The organism is Butyrivibrio sp. M55, from assembly GCF_900116865.1.
Taxonomy (GTDB): Bacteria; Bacillota; Clostridia; order Lachnospirales; family Lachnospiraceae; genus Butyrivibrio.
On record NZ_FPCD01000027.1, the window covers coordinates 1 to 20,967 of the forward strand.

Consider the following 20,967-nt stretch of genomic DNA (forward strand, 5'->3'; position numbering starts at 1 on the left):
CAATGTCATTAAGTTAACATTGGGATAATGCTTTGGATGAGAGAAACGGGAATGAAGATGATAACCTTCATTCCCGTTTCTTCCTTTTTAGGCATAACAAACAGGCGGATCTAAAATCCACCTACTAATCATGTTTTATTTTGATTATTTATGCTACTCTATATAAGAAACTATGAAATACTTTTCCTGTCAGTATTCGTTTACGATGCCTATTAGGTCTAACTGGAATTATATTTCTAGCTATTATAGTTTCTAAATTAGGTGATGTCGTTTTTTCACGCAAGAATAGTCTGCAGACATGAGCAGCAACGGTAAAGTTCGCTTTGTATGTATATTTTCTTTGCTTTTTTTCAATGACTACGTGCGAGGTAATCATTTCCGCAAAGTTATACATTATCAGATGTGCGTATATTTCTTGCTGAATACACATCACCTTTTTTGAATGAAAATCTAGCATTCCAATAGTATATTTTAAATCTCTAAATGAAGTTTCTATCCCCCATCTGGCTGCATATAACTTTTTTAAATTTGTTGGCGTATATTCCTTAGCGTCCAAGTTAGTAATTACGGTTTCATATGTGTCTTCAGTAATCTTGAATCGTACGATTCTAAATTTAAGCTCATAAAAGGCTACTGAATCCTTTTTCCTTAGCTTTGTTGGGAGATAATCAAACGGATGTGAATGTGCAATCAATTTGTAGTGATTCTTGTCCTTCAAAAATAATTCCTTCATTTCCTTTGTTTGTTTACGCGTAAGTTTTAAATCAATATTTACATCAAATTCTTCTTCATCAGGTAGGTCTAATCCATTCTTAATTCCTCGTGTACCATCCTTAATCCTTATGAGATAATACCAACCTTTTTCTTGGATATGTGCCATACTGTGATAAGATTCGTATCCTCTATCAGCAATTACTAATGCTTTGGGAATAGGCGATCTATCTACCATCTCTTGCAATGCAGAGTGCTCATTTGCATCATGCTTTCCTTGAAGTACTACATCAGTATATAAATGATTTTCTAGATTATAGAGTGCATTTAAATGCAACAAATTGTAGGGCTTTTGTCCATTAACACTGGGATAATAAGATTTTTTATCTTCAGAATTAGTTGGAATTTGAATATCAGAACCATCAACTGCAAGAATAGTTAAATCAGAATGCGAATGATTTTGTAGTTTATTTGTAAACCCTTTAAAGATGTCTCTAAAAAATTCGGGCTTAATCTTTTGTCTTTGCTGAACAAAAGCCGAGGCAGATGGCAATGAACTGACATCATGGAAGATATCAATCATCTCATTGGTTATACTCTTGCTTTCCATCTCGATGATAGCTCTGACTATTTTTTCGAATGGAAGCTTACGATTCCTAGTGAAATCTACTTTGGGATTAACAACATAATCCAACATGTTTTGAGTAGTGGTAGTGATTTCAGATAATAAAAGCTTTTTAATGTGTTTTGGTTTCATATGTGACCTCCTTGCAATCAAGTTTTCCTTAATTACAAGGGCCGCTTTCGCTACCTTTAAAACATCAGTAGCGAAAGCGGCCACACATTTACGATAATCTGTCAATACCTTTTAAGAAAAAAAGACCCCTATGTCATTTCTGACATAGAGATCTTTTGGGCTGTCATCTTAACTTAATGACATTGATCAGGTGATTGACCGTCTTTTAAAATGCATTGTCAGATGATTTCTTTGATATAAACGTCCGGACACTTGGTCAGGTCGATATAGTCATTACCGACTTTAACTGTGGGGCGTGAGAGATGCATCTTGTTGATAAAGATAATCTCACCAACCTCGCCTGTACTGAGGCGAACAGTGTTAAGAAGGTATGTATTAACTATGTTCTGCAAGAACGCAATTATCATCTCGGGATCGTATTTCTGGTATCCTTCCTCTTCGAACATCGATATAGCGATGAAAGGACACAGAGGTCCGCGGTAATAGCGGGCACTTGTCATTGCATCATATACGTCTGCAATGGCAACAAGCTTACCGAATTTATCAATCTGAGGACCGCGGATCTTAAGCGGATATCCGGATCCGTCACATCTTTCGTGATGCATAAGAGTAGCATTCTTGATATGCTGACTGATATTAAGATTCTTTATGATCTCATAGCCACGCTGAGGATGGGTCTGCATAAGAGTATACTCGTCCTCTGTGAGCTTATCGGGCTTTCTGATAATCTCATCCGGAATAAGGAGCTTTCCTATATCATGGAAAAGACCTGACTGTGTGGCAATCTCAACTTCGGATTCATCCCATTTAAGCCACTGTGCAAGGATGTTTGATATAAGAGCAACGTTGATGCTGTGTGTAAATGTAGCATCATCGTAGGATCTCAGATTATGAAGCATATCGAAGATGTTGGCTGACGATCTTCCTTTTTCAAGAAGGCCATAAATGGGAGCCATCATATCATCGAATACGAGATCTCTGTTGTTCTCGATGATGTCCTTTATGGTGTGCTCGAATTTCTCGGCGCATTCCTCGAAACTGTGCTTAAATTCTTTAAACTCAGGTGATTGTTTGATACGCTCAGAATAAGTGAGTCCTTCATCGTTGGTTATGTCGACAAACTCATTTTCGAGTTCGACGAGCTCATCTTCGATAAGAACATCGATAATTGAATAGAAAGCCAACCTGGCAATGTCTTTGTCCTCAAGGACGGTACCTTTGTCAAGAAGCTTCAAACTTGAATTATAAGTGTGTACATCATTTGCAAGCACCATACCGGGTACGAGCTTGCGTGTAAGAATTCTTTTCATTATCCCCTCATTAAAAACAAAATACATCAAAATAATGATAATTTATTATAGTTACGCATATGTTTTTTTGTCAAACATTCTTGACAAGAAAGAGCATTGAGAATACCATAATTTTGAATTTTTTACAATTTTTTTATACAAAATACGCTATTTTTATAGGTTAGTTGGGAAGGAACAGTACGAATGAACGAGAAACAGAGTATTTTTGAAACTATCGCGCAGAGCTGGCAGTATTTTGCTGCGCTTGTAATATTGGTTGTGTTTGCATTTGTTATTACACTTGCGGTTGAAAAGGTTGCGGCAAGAAAAGAGGGGAAACAGGATCAGAAGCTTTTGAGCGTCCGTAAGATGGCTATTATCGGAGTCTTTTCCGCTGTTTCTTTTGTACTTATGCTTCTGGAGTTTCCGCTTCCGTTCGCACCTTCTTTTTATAAGTTTGATTTTAGTGATATGCCCGCACTTGTAGGAGGCTTTGCGGCAGGTCCTTTTGCAGGCGTAATGGTTGAGTTCATCAAGATATTATTAAAGCTTGTTATCAAGGGAACAAGCTCGGGATTCGTAGGCGAGATAGCAAATTTCGTTGTCGGAACGTCCTTCATACTTCCCGCAACTATCATCTACAGACTACATAAGACAAGGAAGGTTGCGCTTATAAGCTGTATTGTCGGAACATCCTTCATTACTCTTGTCGGATCGCTCCTTAACGCATTTTTCCTTCTCCCTGCATATGCAGTTATCTACGGCTGCGATATAAGTTCATTCGTGGAGATGGGAGCAGCTATAAATCCCGCGATCACAAACATAACAACTTTTTGCTTGCTTGCGGTCGCACCGTTCAACCTCGTAAAGGGCATTGTGGACAGTGTGATAACATTTGCGCTTTATAAGCACATAAGCCCGATACTTAAGGGAAACAGCAATGCGGCAAAAGCCGGTGCGACTTCGAAGTAAGAAACTTAATAATATAAATGATAATGCTCGGATATACGGCAATGGTCGTGATGTTCGGGCTTTTTTTATTGAATAGGGAATTTTTTTGAAAGGCTTTTTAATTTGAAGATGGTACCTTTTTTTGGCATAATAGAAAAAGACAGCTGGGGAATGATTGATTTACAAACTAAGAGGCGAGGAGATTAGGCATGGTTAGGATAGCAGTTTGTGATGATTCAGAGTTTATGCGAAGTGAAACCAAAAAAAGGATCTTGAATTATTCTGTAAAAAAAGATCTTGATTACTCATTGGATGAGTATGATGTGGGAGAGAAGCTTGTTAATTCCGGAGAAAAGTACGATCTGATCTTTATGGATTACGAATTTGAAAATAAAGGTGCAAACGGTCTTGATATTGCAAAGAAGATCCGCGAGTATGATAAGAATTCGACCATTGTATTTGCAAGCAGTTACCCGTCTATCGTGTTTGATACTTTTGAAGTAGGCACATTCAGATTTTTAACAAAACCCATTGACATTGACAAGTTTAATGATGTGATGGATGCTTTCGTGAAGACACTGGAAGAGGATAGCGTCCTTAAAATCCGCCTTGACGGAGAAAACCATTTCTTTAAAGAGAGCACAATCTCATATGTTGAAGGTATGGGTAAAAACTGTATCTTACATTTCTGCGACGGCCGTGAAAAAATGGAATGCCGCGAGACACTCGGTGCCATCGAGGCTCGTCTGTCGTCAAAAAAATTCTATAGATGCTATAAATCATATCTCATAAATCTTGCACAGGTTGATTCCTATAATCACGAGGAAGTTACTATGAGCACGGGAGAGAAGTTGCTTATCAGCAGGCTTAAGTATAAGGAGTTTAACAATATCTATGCAGATTATCTTGTAAAAGCGGGGGTATGAGTAAGTGGGGGATTTAAGTCGGTACTTTGGGATTATAATAGCGATATACTTGATACGTGGCGGCGTGATATTTGCAAATTTTTGGATGGTTTTTGAGGTTTTTCGCGATCATCCTAAAAGAGAATGGAATAATAAAGACAGGTTATGGCTTTGCTTTTATGCAGTAATTACGATTCTATACAGATTTGCTGTTAATTCAGGTGAGCGTATATTATTCGTAGTAATAGGAGGTCTATTCTTTGTTCGTATTGTGCCTTTTTTGTGGAACAGATATGGATGGAAGTTAAGCTTATTGATAGAAGTCCTATTCTATGAGTGTGTTGTGGATTGTATTTCTCAAAATATTGAGTTCTTATTTATAAATAAGATAAATCTCGTAGGGTATAGGGATATAGAAACTGATGTGTTTGAAATGATCACGGAAGTTATAGTGTGTAGCTTCCTGATTATATTGATGCTCTTAAGAAGAAGCAATATTTTGAAAGTTTGTTTTACTGTTCTTTCCATATGGGAATATATTTTATTGTTTTTGGTTTTATCTGCTTATGGTGTATTACAACTTGAAATATATAGTGATTTAAGTGCCGGTAATCTTATTAAGAAAATAAGTGTTATAACATTTGCGCTGCTTATTATGCTCATTGCACATGTGATAATGATTCGTGATCAGAATATATCTATGAATAATATGATCGGTAATCTGAAAGAACCTATGAAGCAGATAACTGCTTCATATATTGAGATGGAAGAAAAAAATACCGAACTTAGAAGGTTCAGACATGATACAATGAATCTACTTGTAGTATTACGATTGCTGATTGAGAAAAAAAATCCGGAGCAGGCAATTGAATATATTGATAAAATTCATAAGACATTGGATGTGATTCAATTAAAGGCGTTTGATACCGGAAACTATATTGCTGATGCGTTGCTTGAGTCCAAAGCTAAATTGGCAAAGCAGAATAATATAACGATGGCTTTAGAAGGCAATATTCCGGCTAATAGGGTTGAAGATGTTAATCTGGTTATCTTGATCTCAAATTTGCTTGATAATGCAATAGAAGCAGCTAAGCAAGTTGATGGCGAACGTAAGATTGAAATACAGTCGATACTTAAGAAAAATATATGGATTTTATCTGTGAAAAATTCATGTGTAAAAGATGTTGTGATTCGCGAGAACAGAGTTGAGACTACAAAAGAAGATAGAGAGGCGCATGGTTTTGGAATTACAAATGTAGAGAGAGTAACCAAAAAGTATGGAGGTAACTTGCTGCTAAGTTGTGAGAATCAAGTGTTTACAGCACGCGCAATGTTGATGTTAACAACTTAAGTCGTCAGTTCATTCCGAAGATAATACAGTTCGTTCTTTTTGTCGCTATTGCGATTAATTGTTTGTAAAATACAATCATAAGATATAGGTGATGGTAAGCAATCGCAAATAATGTGGAGGGATGATAAAATGCTGGATTATATTAGTGGATTATTAGGCGGCGGTCATTGATATTTGAGTTTTGGAAGGGCCAGTCCTTAAGGGGGCTGGCTTCTTTGTTTGAGTAGAACATTTGACGAGGGAGAGCGGAGCTTGTTTTATATCATTTTTAAATTTTAAAAAAAACAAATACGCTATTCGGTGGATGAAAACGATTTGTAGCTGATAGAATACTTTTTGATTGAGAGTCCAACTCTCAATGTGCATTTTTAAGAGAATAAGTTGTAGAAAAATGCAGTTGGTTCCTTTTTTTATATAGATGGTTCCAAAAAACGTATATACAGAGCATGAGCTGATAATATAAAACATGTTAGAAGACATGAGAGACAAATAAAGAAACAATATATTTGTATAGAATGAGGGCTATAGATGTGATGAAGGATAATATTATAGAGATATGTAATCTCAAAAAAAAATATGATGGCTTTGAGTTAAATATTCCGAAGTTGTATATAGGGAAGGGGCAATGTATCGGGTTGATAGGCGAAAATGGTGCTGGAAAAAGCACATTAATAAAGTTGATATTGCAACTTATCGGAAAGGATAGCGGTGAGATACTGATATTTGGAGATACGATTGTTTCAAAACAAACAAAAAAAGAGATAAGCGTAGTATTCGATACAAATAATTATAATGGGAATTTAACAATAAATGAACTAAATATCATTTTGAATAGGATATTTGGAAGAAAATGGGATGAAAAAAAATATTTTAATCAAGTGATGGCGAATGGTTTACCACGAGAAAAAAAGATAGATACTTTTTCGTTAGGAATGAAAGCAAAATTGAATATTATAATTGCTTTTTCACATAATCCTAGAATATTGATACTTGATGAGGCGACAAGTAATTTGGATCCGGTGGTTAGGATTGAAATAAATAATATTATAAAACAATACATTAGAGATACGGGATGTACAGTTGTATTTTCATCACATATTGTGAATGAGCTAGAAGAAATAGCAGATAGGTTATTATTTTTGCGTAAAGGAAAAATAGCGTTAGATACAACACCTTATCGACTTAGAAACAACTATAGATTAATTAAGATTAAGGATAAAAAATTATTATCAGATGATATGCTAGCGGTCGAAAGAAATGAAGGATACTATTTATGTCTTACGGACAACATTAAAGATAAGCATGAAACAGAAATTGTAAAACAAGGTGTTTCTACGGGAGAGGTTTTATATTATTTAGCCAAAGGAGTTCTATAAAATGAGTGGAATACTATATAGAGATTTTTTGATAATAAAAAAGAAGTATGCAAATGTAAAAACAGCCGTACTCTTAACCGTAGGAGTTATTGGATCTATAATACTAGGTTTTTATTTAAGTAGTATTCTGGGTCTTATGCTTCCTTTGATAACAGGAGGGATAGTTGTTAGCATTTTCTCAGAAGATGATAAAGATAATTGGAATAAAGCAGTAAAAACTTTACCTGTTTCTAATCTGGAAATTGTTGGAGCTCGCTATGCGATTGTTGAATTTATGATCGTTGTTACAGCTTGTATTGGAGCGCTATTTAATGTTTTAGCGGCATTGATGCATAGTGAAGATTTTATGGCTATATATTATATTTTCCCGTTGGTTGGAATTGTGATGGCAACAATTAGTAGTTTATTTACATTGCCTTTTTGCTATAAATATGGAGTACAAGGAGCAAATAGCACTTCTATAGCCATTTTGTTTATAATTGGTGCGGGTGTAGCATACATTCGAAAAGGACAAGGTTTGAATGTAATAAAGAATATTGAAAACATTCCGTTCCTATGGCTTGTTATAGGCCTTGTGTTATTTATTTTTGCATTACTTATTTTATCAATATACATATCTGTAAAAGTGTTTGAAAAAGAAAATGTCAAATAGAGAGGAGATAAGATCGATATGTTAAAAGTGACTTGCAGAATACTTTCAATTGTATTGGGGATAATAGCTATTGTTTTGTTGGGGTGGCTTTGGATGAATGATAAAAGAGAGTATTCGTTTATTGCTTTGCTTATAGCGGTAGCGGGGATGTTTTGTTTAAGGCTTAGCAGGATGGAATAATAAGCAAATTGAAAATACTTTCCTCCTCTGTATATTAAATAAAAAAGGAGAATATTATGAGTAAAAAACAAATTATGAGTAACTGTATATCAATTGCATTATTAATAGCACTAATTCCTAATATCTATTTTATTGCAGATAAAATGGGAATTCAGTTAGCACCTGCTTGGTATCAAGATATTGTGAATTGGGTATCTGCTGGTGGAACACTTACTACTGGTTTTGCGATTTTTGTAGGAGTTACAGTACCGGCATGGATAGCAGAAGCAGCTGCAGCTTTTGGTATAGCTTCAGCATGATTGAAAGTTTTAATTAACAGGTAGATATAAACAGATGGGGGATATGTATATGTAGAGGGCTGAAAAGTCCTCTACCATTGTTACTATTATGGAGAAAAAAGTGGAAAAAGAATATAGAGATAAAGTGGTTTATGAATACCTATTAAAATATATAGGGATATTTATTTTTACTATATTGATATCTTATATAATAAATATTGGTAATGAAAAGTGCATTGCTAATACTGATATTACTATAAATATCATAAAAGATTTCTTTATTATTCTATCAAATAATACATTGGTTTTTCTTGTGGTTCTATCATCAATATTTGTGGGAAAGACAAATATAAATATTATGATTATCGTTACTGCATTTCGAATTGGGATATTGATTTCAAAATTTATGTATATTAACTATTTGATATTAGTGATTCCGCATGGGGTAATTGAGGTGATGGTTTATTTGGTGTTATCTGCTTTTGTTTCTGCTGAAATAGAAAAAGGTAATAAAATAAATAGTGGCCTGATTAAGAAGGCATTTGTTCTATATTTGTTGCTAATTATTTCGGCAATAGTAGAAATAGGAATAACCCCTAAACTGGCTAGGATATTTTTGTAGTATTTTAATAATATTAATGGCGGTAAACATAAATATAAAAGAATAAGGAAAGCTTTATGAACAATGCTGAACTATATATGGAGTTTAAAGAAGAATGTGTAGCAGGTCTGCTTGTAAATAGAAATGAGTTTAGCAGACGGTTAAAGAAAATGAAAAAAGGAACAGTTATTGAATGCGTTGATGGTAAATATCAGATTTACTATCCGATTGATGATGTTAAAAAACATGAGCAGGATTCAAGTGAATCGCTTAGCTTAAGAATTGATTCTGCTGCAAGAATTCGTTTTGAGGGAGGATTGGTGGAATATGAGGAGCTTCTGAAAGAAATCAATAAAACAAGAGCAGGGAATTGTGATTTTAAGGTTTTTGGTAAATTGCGTGAAGAAGATGTGGATGCTGATTTTTTCATTGCGGATGTATATTATATGATGCAATAGATAAGCCTTAAAATATGAGGTTTAACAGAAAAGCAATCGTGGAGGGATGATTTTCACGATTGTTTTTCTATTTAGAATAACATTGTGATAAAAGAATTTTATTGAAATAAGTTTTTGCGTCAAATAGAATATTGAATAGTAAACACATAATGTGGGAAGGAGATGAATTGTATAGACAAAATATTGTGATTTGCCAATTTGAGATTTTTTTGCAAAGTGTTATGTAATTGAGAAGAGAAAAAGAGAAAAGGGGAGTGACTTATGAGCAAAGTGCTACAAATTGCAGGTTTGAATAAAAGCTACAACGGCAGAAAAGTTGTTGATAATATCTCGCTTGATGTGGAAAAGGGAGACATTGTCGGACTGATCGGGCCAAACGGTGCCGGTAAGTCAACAACTATGAAGATGATAATGAATCTCATCAGCAAGGATTCCGGCGAGATAGTGATCGGTGAAGGAACAAACTTTGTTGAGAAGATCGGCTTTGCAACTGAATCATCGGCGTTTTATGAATACTTGTCGGGGTATGACAATCTGATGCTTATTGCAAAGTTATATGACAATGTATCTGAAGAAAAGGTCAGAGAAATAGTTGATTTTGTGGGATTGTCGGAACATATCGGCAAAAAAGTAAAATCGTATTCTACAGGTATGCGCCAGAGGCTGGGGCTTGGAAGAGCACTCCTTAACGATCCTGAGCTTCTTATCCTTGATGAACCTACAAACGGACTGGATCCGTATGGAATGAAAGATATTTATGAAATGCTTGAGAAGCTTGCAAGGGTGGATAACGTAGCAATCCTTATCTCGTCGCATCTTTTGCATGATATAGAAAAAATATGCAATAAGGTGGTCATGATCGATGCGGGAAAGATTCTTTTCAGCGGTGATATCAGTGAACTGGGAGAAGGCCTTGAGGATAGTTACTACAGCATGTATAGGAGGCAGGCGTGATGAAGAATGTAAAGAATGAACTGTATAAGCTCTGGAAGGGCAGAAGGCTTGGAATATTTCTTTTGATCCTGTTTGTTACATGTATAGCCATGGGTGTACTTGTCAGCTCGATTCAGATAAAGGGACTTCTTGAAAAAGACGTGATTGATTCAATGATAGGCGGCAATTTTCCTACACAGGTTCTTGGCATGATAGCAGATATAGTGTTGCCGGTATTTGCCACTCTTTTCGTGACTTTTCTTGTTACCGATGAGGCAGACAGTGGCAGTTTGAAGCTTCCGCTTTTGTGTGGGCAGTCGCGTGAAAAGCTGATAGCGGCTAAGGCGGTAGTGGTTCTTATCGGTGCGATGGCCCTTATTGCGGTTACGTATGTTACGTCAAATATCGTAGCTGTTGCGTTCTGGGGAAGTGATACGGTGGTTGCGGCTCTTTTCCAAAATGCGGTTATATATGCGGAAACTTATTTTGCGCTTGCAGGCTGGTCAATGGTTGTGTTGTTTGTTTCACTGTTTGTGAAAAACAGCGGCTCGATGGTAGGCATAGCGGTAATCGTACTGGTAATAGGATGTATTTTGAGTTCTGCAAGTCCGCAGATAGCGAAATATGAAGTGATGTACTACCTTAAGGCATTTGTAAGCATGACAGCGATTGACAGCACACTTGCGATGTCGGTATGCGGCGGTACCATAGTAGCTTTTTTGTCATGACAACGTTTAAGTTCAAGGCTTTGCAGATTCAGAAATAAAAGAGGGAACAATAAATTTTTTTATAAGAAAGGAGGATTTAAAAATGTCAGAACAGAAAAGAATGTTAATCGTAATCGTGAGTGCGGCTGTAGCGATGATGGGAACTATACTTTGGAGGGCTGTATACTCTATAAAGCATAAGGGGGATGAAAAGGCTCTTGAAGCTATGACAAAAGCGCAGGCAGGTTCATCATGGACTTTGTGGTTTTGGTTTATATGCTGGGAAGGATTTGCGCCGTATATATTTGGAAAAGATGCAACTTTTTCGATAGGCAGAGTAGGACATGTTATAATGTTTCTTGTTGGAACACAATGCTTATCTGAGCTATTTTATGCTTACTATTATACTAAGATGGTAAAGACAAAAAAGACAGATATTGAACAGGCTAACACTGAACAGGCATGATTGGTTATGCAAGGCTTTTTAACTGTTAACAGATATAGTGTCAAACAGCATTATTGTTGAGAACAGGAGGAAAGTATGAATAACACCGAGCTTTACACAGAGTTTAGGGAAGAGTGCATGGATAGGGTTACCGTAGATCGTGAGGAATTCTGCAAAAGGATCAAGAATCTGAAAAAGGGTGTGATCATTGAGCCTGATAAAGGGACGTACCAACTGTATTCCAAGTTGGTTAATGTCTCGGATCGGGAGCAGGAACAGGACGCGCCGTATGTTCTTGAGATCGATCCCGCTGCGAGAGTTCGCTTTGAGGGGAGCTTTAGCGAATATGAGGATCTGCTCAAAGAGATCAATAAGAACAGAATAGGACATTATGATGTAAAGGTATACAGCAAGTTACAAGACGGTAATGCGGACAGCGATTTCTTTATCATGGACGTTTATTACCAGATGCAATAAAGTGGGGAAGAGTGAAGGTTAGGCGTAAACATAATTTTTTAAAGTTAGTATCATTTGTATTGGGGTATTTTTTTGCGGGAGCGACGAGTATACTCGCAGGATATGGGATAGATGAGGACAGTCCCGCATACAGGGAGGCACTTCAGGCGACACTGGTTGAATTGGCGGTGGTGCTTATTCTTGTCCTGATGTACGCGTTTGTTATAAGGAGATTGTTCGCGGCGGCAGCAGAATACAGGACTTCGTGTTCGAATAAAAAACTGCTGCTAGGGATTTTTTTGATCTATCCGCTTATAGTATTTCTATATACCAATCTGCTGCTTTCGGGTTCGGTGGATATATACCGGCCGATTGAAGTGACAGACCGCGCTGAGGTCATGCATGACCTTATGCTATTGCCGATGACGGCGATAATAGGCCCGATATTTGAAGAGTTTTGTTGCAGAGTCATGTGTATAAGTGTTTTTGAGAGTAAGTTTGGAAAAACACTGGCACTTATCGTTACGACGATTTTGTTTGCGCTTTGCCACGGGTCTGCGTTTGCGGCCAAGATACCCACAGGCTTATTGTATGGTATTGTGCTGATAGCATCCAAAAACATAGTGATCCCCATTGCACTTCATATGGCATGGAATCTTTCTGCATTCATCGTTCCGACGTTAACTTATATCATAATGCTGTTTGGACCAACGGACATGACGGGAATATTCGGAAGTCCGATGATAGCTGTTATAATACATGTTATAGCATTTATGGTCGGCGTTATCTTGATAATAAAAAATTTCAGAAAAGACGGCAGTGCCGAGCACTGATCAGGGATAACCGTAAAAAGACAATTCGCTTTTTGCGGTTATCTTTTTGTGATATAGTTAAAGAGGCAAAGTTTGAAATATGCGAGGTTTGTATGGATATAGTTACCAGACACGAGACGAATAGTGCCGAGGAGACGTTTGAGATTGGCAAAAGGATTGGCGAGAGCGCGACGCCGGGAATGGTGTATACTCTTGTGGGCGACCTTGGCGTCGGAAAGACCGTTCTTACGCAGGGAGTTGCCGCGGGACTTGGGATTACGGGACCTGTGAGCAGCCCGACTTTTACTATCCTGCAGGTTTACGACGAGGGAAGGATTCCTTTTTACCACTTCGATGTGTATCGTATCGGTGATGTCAGCGAGATGGACGAGATCGGATACGAGGACTACTTCTACGGAGACGGGATCTGCTTTATCGAGTGGGCGAACCTCATAGAGGAGATACTTCCCGAGCATTATACGGAGATAGTCATAGAAAAGAACCTTGAAAAAGGCTTTGATTATCGACTTATTACAATGACAAAAAAATAAATGATATAAAAAAGTGAGTTATATGAAAATACTTTCTATCGATACATCGGGACTTGTGGGAGCCGTTGCGGTTTCTGACGGAGACATGCTTGTTTCCCAGTTCTCGGTGCAATATAAAACTACACATTCCGAGATCTTGATGCCTATGCTTGATGACATATGCAAAAAGATAAATCTCGATCTGTCTACGATCGATGCCATAGCAGTGGCTGAGGGACCCGGCTCTTTTACGGGACTTCGTATCGGAAGCGCGACGGCAAAAGGACTTGCGCTTGCTCTTAATAAGCCGATAATACCGGTACCCACTGTTGACGGGATTGCTTATAATCTCTACGGAGTTGAAAAGATAATTTGTCCTATGATGGATGCCAGAAGAAATCAGGTGTACACGGGACTTTATACGTTTGTGCCAAAGACCTACGAGGGTAAAAGTCTTGAGAGGTCTTTTGACATGCAGGTTATCCACGAGCAGTTTGCGACATCTGTTGAGGATATAGCGAACAGGATAAACGAGATTGGAAAGCCGGTTGTGCTTTTGGGCGACGGTGTTCCGGTCTATCATGACAAGCTGGAGGAGCTTTTGAAGGTTCCGTATTCGATAGCGCCTTTTTTCCAGAACAGGCAGAATGCGGCGGCTGTTGCGGCACTTGCGGGAGTTTATGCGTCTGAGGGAAGGATTGTCAATGCCGATGATTTTGCTCCCGATTATCTGAGGCTCTCCCAGGCTGAGCGCGAAGCTCTTGAGAAGGATAAGAGCGGCGCCGAATCTAAAGGTAAGCTTGCCGAAAAGAAGGCTGCAAGCAGGAATAATCCCGGGATTATCAGGATCAGGGAGATGAGCGCTGAGGATATCGAGGATGCTTATAATCTTGAGAAGACGAATCTGGGAAAAGAGGCTTGGACGCAGAAACAGCTTCTTGATGCACTTACAAGAGATGACACGATATATCTTGTTGCCGAGAAGGCAGGAAGAGTCGTGGGTCTGTGCGGCGTTCAGAATATTTCGGGCGACGGTGAGATCACGAATGTGTCTGTTTCGGGCGATTGCAGGAGAGAGGGTGTTGCTTACAAGATGCTTAAGCAGCTCCTTGAGAGAGGCCACGGAATAGGAATAAGTGACTACACTCTCGAAGTTCGTGCGAAAAATGCGCCTGCGATAGGGCTTTATGAGAGACTTGGCTTTGTAAGCGAGGGTGTAAGACCCGGATTTTACGATGAGCCCAAGGATGATGCGGTTATTTACTGGAAAAGGAAACAGGTTTTATGATAGATGTTTGTTTGCTGGGAACAGGCGGAATGATGCCGCTTCCCAACCGTTTGCTCACTTCTTTGTACGTGAGATATAACGGGAAATGTATACTTATAGATTCGGGTGAGGCGACTCAGATCGCACTTAAGAAAAAGGGACTTAGTTCCAAACCGATAGATATTATCTGTTTTACTCATTATCATGCGGATCATATCAGTGGTCTTCCCGGACTTCTTCTTACGATGGGAAATGCTGAGAGGACAGAGCCGCTGCTTATGGTTGGACCTAAGGGGCTTGAGAGGGTTGTGAGTGCACTCAGAGTGATAGCGCCTGAGCTTCCGTTTGAGATTAAGTTTAAAGAGATAACGGAAGGTGAGATGTCTTTTGAACCCGAGGGAATGCCCGGATTTACTCTTTCTGCGTTTAAGGTTAATCACAATATTCCCTGCTACGGATATACCATGAATCTCAGAAGACAGGGGAAGTTTAATGTTGATGCGGCTGTGGCTGCAGGAATTGACAGGCGTTACTGGAACGGTCTTCAGAAGGGTGAGACGATAGAGCTCGAGGACGGAACGGTCTATACGCCCGATATGGTGCTTGGTGAGGCGAGAAAAGGTATTAAGCTTACTTACGTCACGGATACAAGGCCTACGGACAGCATCGTTAATAACGCTAAGGATTCAGATCTTTTTATATGCGAGGGTATGTACGGAGAGCCCGATAAGCTTGTAAAGGCGAAAGAGCACAAACACATGACGTTCTATGAGGCTGCGAGACTTGCCAAGAAAGCGGAGGTAAAAGAGATGTGGCTTACACATTACAGTCCGTCACTTGTTAATCCGCAGGAGTTCATAGGAGAGACGAGAAAAATATTTGCAAATACAGTTGCGGCGAAGGACGGCAGAAGTCTGACGCTTAGGTTCGAAGAATAATCTGCAGACTGAATCTTTTTTTCAAAACGGAGGGGACATGGAAAACAACAGTGTAAAGTCAGCAATTCTGAAATCAATCGTATTATTGGCGCTCGGAGCGGTCGTCGTAGTGGGATTGTATTTTATGTTCGTGGGAAGCAAAAAGAGTCCTGAGGAAGAGCAGTACAATCTGACAGCGGTTGATGAGATCACTACTACCAATCTTGAAAAGAACTATCCGGCGAACCCGAGGATGGTGGTTGAGCTGTATGCAAAGACCATGCAGGTTCTTTATAAGGAGGAATACACTGAAGGGCAGCAGGACAAGATGCTTTATGTTCTTAAGGGAATTATGGATGATGAGCTTCTTGGGCAGCAGGTGAATTTTTCCAAGTCCATGAAAAATGAGATAGCAGAGAGAAAAGAAGGGGATTATTCGATTTCAAATTATCTGGTGCAGAATACGGAGCCTGATGTTGTTACCGTATCGGGAAAGAAGATGTGCACCGTTCAGTGCCTCTTTTCACTGAGAATTGGGAAGTCGGGCACGGTAGCCAATTACTACAATTTTATTCTTCGCCAGGATGATGAGAAGAGATGGAAGATTCTTGGCTGGGATGTACAAACAAAGCAATAACTTGGAGGATGGTTTTTGATAGAGTATCATGCGGACGACTACGGGCTTTTTCCCGAACAGAGTCGTCATATTATGGATTGTTATCACAAGGGGGCGCTCAACGGCATAAGTATCATGCCTAACAGCCCGTATTTAAAAGAGTGTATGGATGCGATCTCGGATATAAGAGAGAAGCTTTTTGTCACCGTACACCTTAATTTTGTTGAGGGCAGGCCTATCAGCGGAAACAGGGCGGATCTGCTTGTGAATGAGAAGGGAAATTTTGATTGCGGTTTTATCAAACTTCTTTTGGTGAGCTATATTCCTTTTTTGAGAAAGGCGTATTACAGGCAGATCAGAAGAGAAGTTGAGACGCAGCTTCGCGCATGCGGGGAGTATATGAACGATGGCGTGTACAGGATTGACGGACATGTGCATTATCATATGATTCCCGTTATCTTTGATGCGCTTATGGATGTTGTTAAGAGCAATAAATTTAAGGTTTCATACATAAGATTTCCGTATGAGGAAGTGTCTGTTTATTCAGGGAATTTACTGAAACTAAAGGGGCTTAGGCTTGTAAATCTTGTTAAAGTGATGATCCTGAACGCGCTTGTTGTAAGGAATAAGATGAAATACAAGACTTTTTTGAAAGGACTGGGCTTGGAAAACAAGCTGTTCATGGGCGTAATGCTTTCAGGGCATATGTTCTATGACAACGTCAGGGCATGTATTAAGAGCGCTGCGGATATCCTTGAGAAAAGAGGGAATGATGAGATGGAGATTCTTTTCCATCCGGGTGATGTAACCGTGCCTGCAGATGTGGAGCGGCTTACAAGTAGGGATGATTATGATTTCCTCACAAGTCCGAACAGGATGAAAGAGGCGGAAGCGCTTAAAAAATTTGGAAGTAATCTTAGCAGATAATCTGCGAAAAGGTAAGTTATGGAAATTAACAAGAATGTAGAGGATGACGGTGTCATCTTTATGTCAATAAAAGAGAATGGTGATTGCGACTCGGAAGCTGTCGGAGGTGCGGGGGATGTTACAATCCTTGCGATTGAGAGCTCATGCGATGAAACTGCGGCGGCTGTTGTGAGGAACGGAAGAGAGGTACTGTCGAATATCATTTCTTCTCAGATCGCGCTTCATACGGTCTATGGCGGAGTTGTGCCCGAGATTGCTTCGAGAAAGCATGTTGAGAAGATCAACGGTTGTGTTCGTGCTGCGCTTTCCGAGGCGGGGCTGTCACTTAATGATATAGATGCTGTTGCCGTTACCTACGGGCCCGGGCTCGTGGGAGCTCTTTTGGTAGGAGTTTCTGAAGCAAAGGCTATTGCATATGCAACTAAAAAGCCTCTTATAGGCGTTCATCATATCGAAGGACATATTTGTGCGAACTACATAGAAAACAAGGATTTAAAGCCGCCATTTGCGTGTCTCGTGGTATCGGGAGGGCACTCGCACCTTGTTATCGTAAGAGATTACGGCAAGTACGAGATAATCGGACAGACCAGGGATGATGCGGCCGGAGAAGCTTTTGACAAGGTTGCCAGGGCGATAGGGCTCGGATATCCCGGCGGTCCCAAAATCGATAAGGCGGCAAAAGAGGGAAATCCCGATGCGTTTACATTCCCTCAGGCCAAGATCGCGGGCGCGGACTACGATTTTTCTTTTAGCGGACTTAAGTCATCAGTGCTTAATTATATTAATCAGGCCAAGATGCAGGGGCAGGAGCTTAATCCCAACGATGTCGCGGCTTCTTTTCAGAAAGCCGTCGTACAGGTGCTCGCAGAGCATGCGATAAGAGCGTGCAAGGAATACGGCATGGACTGTCTTTCGATTGCGGGAGGTGTTGCCTCAAATACCGCGCTCAGGGAGCTTTTGGAAAAAGAATGTGCGGCCAATAATATAAGATTCTGCAGGCCTTCACCGGTGCTTTGTACGGACAATGCGGCGATGATCGGAGCTGCGGGGTATTATGAATTCATACAGGGCAAGACTTTCGGGCTTGACCTTAATGCTGTACCGAATCTTCCGCTTGGAGACAGGGAGAGAAGGTATCACGCGGATAAGAACAGATAAAGATTGGAGATGCCATGAAAACTGTGGCTGTTGTGCTTGCTGCCGGTAGCGGTAGCAGGATGAAAAGTGATGTTAAAAAGCAGTATCTTGATATAGGCGGAAAACCGCTTATTTACTATTCATTGAAGGCTTTTGAAGAGAGCCCTGTGGATGATATTGTGCTTGTTGTATCACGCGGAGATGTTGAATTTGTCCGCAGTGAGATTGTTGAAAAGTTTGGATTTGATAAGGTTAAGGCTATCGTTGAGGGCGGACTTTATCGTTATCACAGTGTTCGTCTGGGGCTTATGGCAGCAGAGGATGACTATGATTATGCTTTTATTCACGATGGGGCAAGACCTTTTTTGACCAAGGATATTATCTTAAGAGCACTCGACGGAGCAAGAAACTACGGCGCGTGCGTTGTCGGAATGCCTGTAAAAGATACCATTAAGATCTGTGATGAGGACGGATTTGCGGTTTCCACGCCAAACAGAGACAGGACATGGATGATACAGACGCCGCAGACTTTTTCTTTTAAACTCATAAAAGATCTGTACATGAGGCTCGATCGCGAGGAGGAAGAGCTCATCGCAAAAGGCGTCAATATTACCGATGATGCCATGGTTGTCGAGTATTTTACCGACCGTAAGGTCAAGCTTGTTGAGGGTTCATACAACAATATCAAGATCACGACACCGGAGGATATTCCTGCGGCGGAGGCAATTCTGGGGAAAAAGTGAAGTGGAAAAAGATAAGATAAAAGTATTGATGATCGGTCCCGACCGCAGCGTTCACGGCGGTATTTCGGGACTTGTAAACGGTTATTATCACGTAGGACTGGATGAAAAGGTTGATCTGAAATATATAGGGACAATGAAGGAAGGCACCAAGCTTAAGAAGCTGTTGGTGGCTTGTTTCGCTTATGCACGTTTTTTTCTGTGCGTGGGAAGATACGATGTTGTTCATGTGAATGTCGCGTCGGATAACAGTTTTTGGCGGAAAGCTCTTTTTATTAAATGCGCAAAGCGCCGTGGGAAGAAGATTGTAATACATCAGCATGGCGGAAACATAGAAGAATATTATGAAAAGCTGGATGAAAAAGGAAAAGAGAGCGTTCGAAGTATCTTTGGAATGGCAGATGTATTGCTGGTACTGACTGATAAGCTGAACGACTTTTTTGGAACAATCGTGGATAAGGCGAAGATCCGGATTCTTCCAAACGGCGTGAGCACGCAGGATGTGGATGTTGATGTGACGGGGAAGGACTACACAAAGATCCTTTTCCTCGGAAGAATATGCAGAAACAAGGGAATGAGCGAACTTTTTGCGGCGATGGACGAAATTCACGAGAAGAGGCCTGAGATCACGCTGTATCTGGGCGGCATCTATGAAGATGACGAATACAGAAGCGAGGTGGAAAAGAGATCTTCATACGTGAAGACACTTGGCTGGGTCATGGGAACGCTTAAGGATGAATGGCTTGATAAGTGCGGAATCATGGTGCTTCCGTCATATTTTGAGGGATTTCCGCTTTCCGTAATTGAGGGAATGCTCCACGGATGCGCTGTTATCTCTACTGATGTCGGCGGTATTCCGGAGGCAATCGATGACGGAGTTTCGGGAATTCTGATAAAACCAAAGGATGTTAAGGGACTCAAGGATGCAATCGAGAGTGTTGCGAGCGACAAAGAATTTGCGGAAAGATTATCTAGAGGCGGAATAAAAACCGCAAAAGAAAAATTTTCTTTGGAAAAAAATCTGCAAAAACTGGTCGAAATATATAGAAATTTGTGCTGAGTAGTATAAAAAATCCGAATCATATTGACAGGCGTAAAATCCAGTAAAAATGGGAATTGTACGAAGATTTCAGACAATTTTATGCAATAAAAAAACTCGATTTGACGTAAAGTGAAAAAAATTAGAAAAAAAATTGAAAAATAGGGTTGACATAAGAAGTACCCTTTGTTAATATAATTCTTGCGCTGCGCGAGATGCGACAGCAACTCAAACAGAGCGTTATCTCATCTGAGGTAATAAAGTTTTTTACTCGGAGCGATATCGAAGCGGTCATAACGAGGCGGTCTTGAAAACCGTTTGGCGGCAACGCCACAAGGGTTCGAATCCCTTTCGCTCCGCTTTAATTATGAACACGCTGTTAATAACATACTTGTTGTTAATCAACTATTTTGCAGAAGTACTCAAGTGGTTGAAGAGACACCCCTGGAAAGGGTGCAGGTCGTTAATAGCGGCGCGAGGGTTCAAATCCCTCCTTCTGCGTTGCCTTACGCAATCAGTAAGGATCATAATTAGAAGTACCTTGACAAATAAACAGTAATGCAACCCTGAAAGATTCCAAGAGAATAATTCAGAAAAAATGTAAATTAACGGACAGAACGAAAAGCCAAGCTTAAGTTCTTAGCCGGATTAAACTTTTAAACGTGAGAGTTCGATCCTGGCTCAGGATGAACGCTGGCGGCGTGCCTAACACATGCAAGTCGAACGGAGATTTAACGCTGATGAAGCTTCGGCAGATTCTTGTTAAATCTTAGTGGCGGACGGGTGAGTAACGCGTGGGCAACCTGCCTCATACTGGGGGATAACAGCTGGAAACGACTGTTAATACCGCATAAGCGCACGGTATCGCATGATACAGTGTGAAAAACTCCGGTGGTATGAGATGGGCCCGCGTCAGATTAGCCAGTTGGCAG

General features: G+C 39.9%; 24 protein-coding genes, 2 tRNA genes and 1 rRNA gene. 25 read left to right on the forward strand and 2 right to left on the reverse strand.

What is annotated here, in order from left to right:
• Positions 1-148: 148 nt before the first annotated feature.
• Both BM398_RS16560 and BM398_RS16565 read right to left on the reverse strand, forming a co-directional pair.
• Positions 149-1,468, reverse strand: a complete 1,320-nt coding sequence (locus BM398_RS16560; protein WP_026655762.1) for an IS4 family transposase — start codon at positions 1,466-1,468, stop codon at positions 149-151.
• Between the two features lie 218 nt (positions 1,469-1,686).
• On the reverse strand, positions 1,687-2,778 hold the full coding sequence (locus BM398_RS16565) for an HD-GYP domain-containing protein (RefSeq protein ID WP_074463491.1): 1,092 nt from the start codon (positions 2,776-2,778) through the stop codon (positions 1,687-1,689).
• Between the two features lie 183 nt (positions 2,779-2,961).
• Here BM398_RS16565 and BM398_RS16570 point away from each other — a divergent pair, with 183 nt between their 5' ends.
• The 25 genes from BM398_RS16570 to BM398_RS16685 all read left to right on the forward strand — a co-directional run.
• The gene (locus tag BM398_RS16570; RefSeq protein ID WP_092339363.1) at positions 2,962-3,729 is read left to right on the forward strand and encodes an ECF transporter S component; all 768 of its coding nucleotides are present in this window, start codon (positions 2,962-2,964) and stop codon (positions 3,727-3,729) included.
• 188 nt (positions 3,730-3,917) lie between these two features.
• Entirely contained in the window at positions 3,918-4,634 is a 717-nt protein-coding gene (locus BM398_RS16575) for a LytR/AlgR family response regulator transcription factor (RefSeq protein WP_092339365.1), read from the forward strand.
• A 4-nt stretch (positions 4,635-4,638) separates the two neighbouring features.
• Positions 4,639-5,964 carry a sensor histidine kinase gene (locus BM398_RS16580; RefSeq protein ID WP_092339367.1) on the forward strand — a complete coding sequence of 442 codons (1,326 nt, stop codon included), beginning with the start codon at positions 4,639-4,641 and terminating at the stop codon, positions 5,962-5,964.
• 533 nt (positions 5,965-6,497) lie between these two features.
• Positions 6,498-7,340, forward strand: a complete 843-nt coding sequence (locus BM398_RS16585) for an ABC transporter ATP-binding protein (RefSeq protein ID WP_242949841.1) — start codon at positions 6,498-6,500, stop codon at positions 7,338-7,340.
• Position 7,341: 1 nt separating this feature from the next.
• The gene (locus BM398_RS16590) at positions 7,342-7,992 is read left to right on the forward strand and encodes an ABC-2 transporter permease (protein ID WP_092339371.1); all 651 of its coding nucleotides are present in this window, start codon (positions 7,342-7,344) and stop codon (positions 7,990-7,992) included.
• Between the two features lie 18 nt (positions 7,993-8,010).
• On the forward strand, positions 8,011-8,172 hold the full coding sequence (locus BM398_RS17305; protein WP_175531999.1) for a hypothetical protein: 162 nt from the start codon (positions 8,011-8,013) through the stop codon (positions 8,170-8,172).
• 56 nt (positions 8,173-8,228) lie between these two features.
• Positions 8,229-8,471 carry a class IIc cyclic bacteriocin gene (locus tag BM398_RS16595; RefSeq protein WP_092339373.1) on the forward strand — a complete coding sequence of 81 codons (243 nt, stop codon included), beginning with the start codon at positions 8,229-8,231 and terminating at the stop codon, positions 8,469-8,471.
• A gap of 100 nt (positions 8,472-8,571) precedes the next feature.
• Positions 8,572-9,072 carry a stage II sporulation protein M gene (locus BM398_RS16600; protein WP_175532000.1) on the forward strand — a complete coding sequence of 167 codons (501 nt, stop codon included), beginning with the start codon at positions 8,572-8,574 and terminating at the stop codon, positions 9,070-9,072.
• Between the two features lie 56 nt (positions 9,073-9,128).
• Positions 9,129-9,509, forward strand: a complete 381-nt coding sequence (locus BM398_RS16605) for a DUF5975 family protein (protein WP_092339377.1) — start codon at positions 9,129-9,131, stop codon at positions 9,507-9,509.
• Positions 9,510-9,770: 261 nt separating this feature from the next.
• Entirely contained in the window at positions 9,771-10,463 is a 693-nt protein-coding gene (locus BM398_RS16610; protein WP_092339379.1) for an ABC transporter ATP-binding protein, read from the forward strand.
• Positions 10,463-11,170, forward strand: coding sequence for an ABC transporter permease (locus tag BM398_RS16615; RefSeq protein ID WP_092339381.1), 708 nt, complete (start codon positions 10,463-10,465; stop codon positions 11,168-11,170). The genes BM398_RS16610 and BM398_RS16615 overlap by 1 nt, the downstream gene beginning before the upstream one ends.
• Before the next feature lie 82 nt (positions 11,171-11,252).
• Positions 11,253-11,615, forward strand: a complete 363-nt coding sequence (locus tag BM398_RS16620) for a hypothetical protein (protein WP_092339383.1) — start codon at positions 11,253-11,255, stop codon at positions 11,613-11,615.
• Between the two features lie 75 nt (positions 11,616-11,690).
• Complete coding sequence (locus BM398_RS16625) at positions 11,691-12,071, forward strand: DUF5975 family protein (RefSeq protein WP_092339385.1); 381 nt, start codon at positions 11,691-11,693, stop codon at positions 12,069-12,071.
• 59 nt (positions 12,072-12,130) lie between these two features.
• Complete coding sequence (locus BM398_RS16630; protein ID WP_139233850.1) at positions 12,131-12,883, forward strand: CPBP family intramembrane glutamic endopeptidase; 753 nt, start codon at positions 12,131-12,133, stop codon at positions 12,881-12,883.
• A gap of 92 nt (positions 12,884-12,975) precedes the next feature.
• The gene (gene tsaE, locus BM398_RS16635; protein ID WP_026655744.1) at positions 12,976-13,413 is read left to right on the forward strand and encodes a tRNA (adenosine(37)-N6)-threonylcarbamoyltransferase complex ATPase subunit type 1 TsaE; all 438 of its coding nucleotides are present in this window, start codon (positions 12,976-12,978) and stop codon (positions 13,411-13,413) included.
• Between the two features lie 22 nt (positions 13,414-13,435).
• Complete coding sequence (gene tsaB / locus BM398_RS16640) at positions 13,436-14,680, forward strand: tRNA (adenosine(37)-N6)-threonylcarbamoyltransferase complex dimerization subunit type 1 TsaB (RefSeq protein ID WP_092339389.1); 1,245 nt, start codon at positions 13,436-13,438, stop codon at positions 14,678-14,680.
• Positions 14,677-15,597 carry a ribonuclease Z gene (locus BM398_RS16645; RefSeq protein WP_092339391.1) on the forward strand — a complete coding sequence of 307 codons (921 nt, stop codon included), beginning with the start codon at positions 14,677-14,679 and terminating at the stop codon, positions 15,595-15,597. The genes tsaB and BM398_RS16645 overlap by 4 nt, the downstream gene beginning before the upstream one ends.
• A 37-nt stretch (positions 15,598-15,634) precedes the next feature.
• Positions 15,635-16,213 (forward strand): DUF6715 family protein, encoded by a 579-nt coding sequence (locus BM398_RS16650; protein WP_092339393.1) that lies wholly within the window; start codon positions 15,635-15,637, stop codon positions 16,211-16,213.
• A 15-nt stretch (positions 16,214-16,228) separates the two neighbouring features.
• Positions 16,229-17,119: a ChbG/HpnK family deacetylase gene (locus BM398_RS16655; protein WP_092339395.1), complete on the forward strand. Its 891-nt coding sequence runs from the start codon at positions 16,229-16,231 to the stop codon at positions 17,117-17,119.
• Positions 17,120-17,179: 60 nt separating this feature from the next.
• Positions 17,180-18,277 (forward strand): tRNA (adenosine(37)-N6)-threonylcarbamoyltransferase complex transferase subunit TsaD, encoded by a 1,098-nt coding sequence (tsaD, locus tag BM398_RS16660; RefSeq protein WP_092339399.1) that lies wholly within the window; start codon positions 17,180-17,182, stop codon positions 18,275-18,277.
• Between the two features lie 14 nt (positions 18,278-18,291).
• Complete coding sequence (ispD, locus tag BM398_RS16665) at positions 18,292-18,999, forward strand: 2-C-methyl-D-erythritol 4-phosphate cytidylyltransferase (RefSeq protein WP_026667499.1); 708 nt, start codon at positions 18,292-18,294, stop codon at positions 18,997-18,999.
• Between the two features lies 1 nt (position 19,000).
• Complete coding sequence (locus BM398_RS16670; RefSeq protein ID WP_092339397.1) at positions 19,001-20,056, forward strand: glycosyltransferase family 4 protein; 1,056 nt, start codon at positions 19,001-19,003, stop codon at positions 20,054-20,056.
• A gap of 252 nt (positions 20,057-20,308) precedes the next feature.
• A tRNA-Ser gene (locus tag BM398_RS16675) sits at positions 20,309-20,394 on the forward strand.
• Between the two features lie 53 nt (positions 20,395-20,447).
• Positions 20,448-20,536, forward strand: a tRNA-Ser gene (locus tag BM398_RS16680).
• Between the two features lie 157 nt (positions 20,537-20,693).
• Positions 20,694-20,967, forward strand: a 16S ribosomal RNA gene (locus BM398_RS16685); the annotation flags it as partial.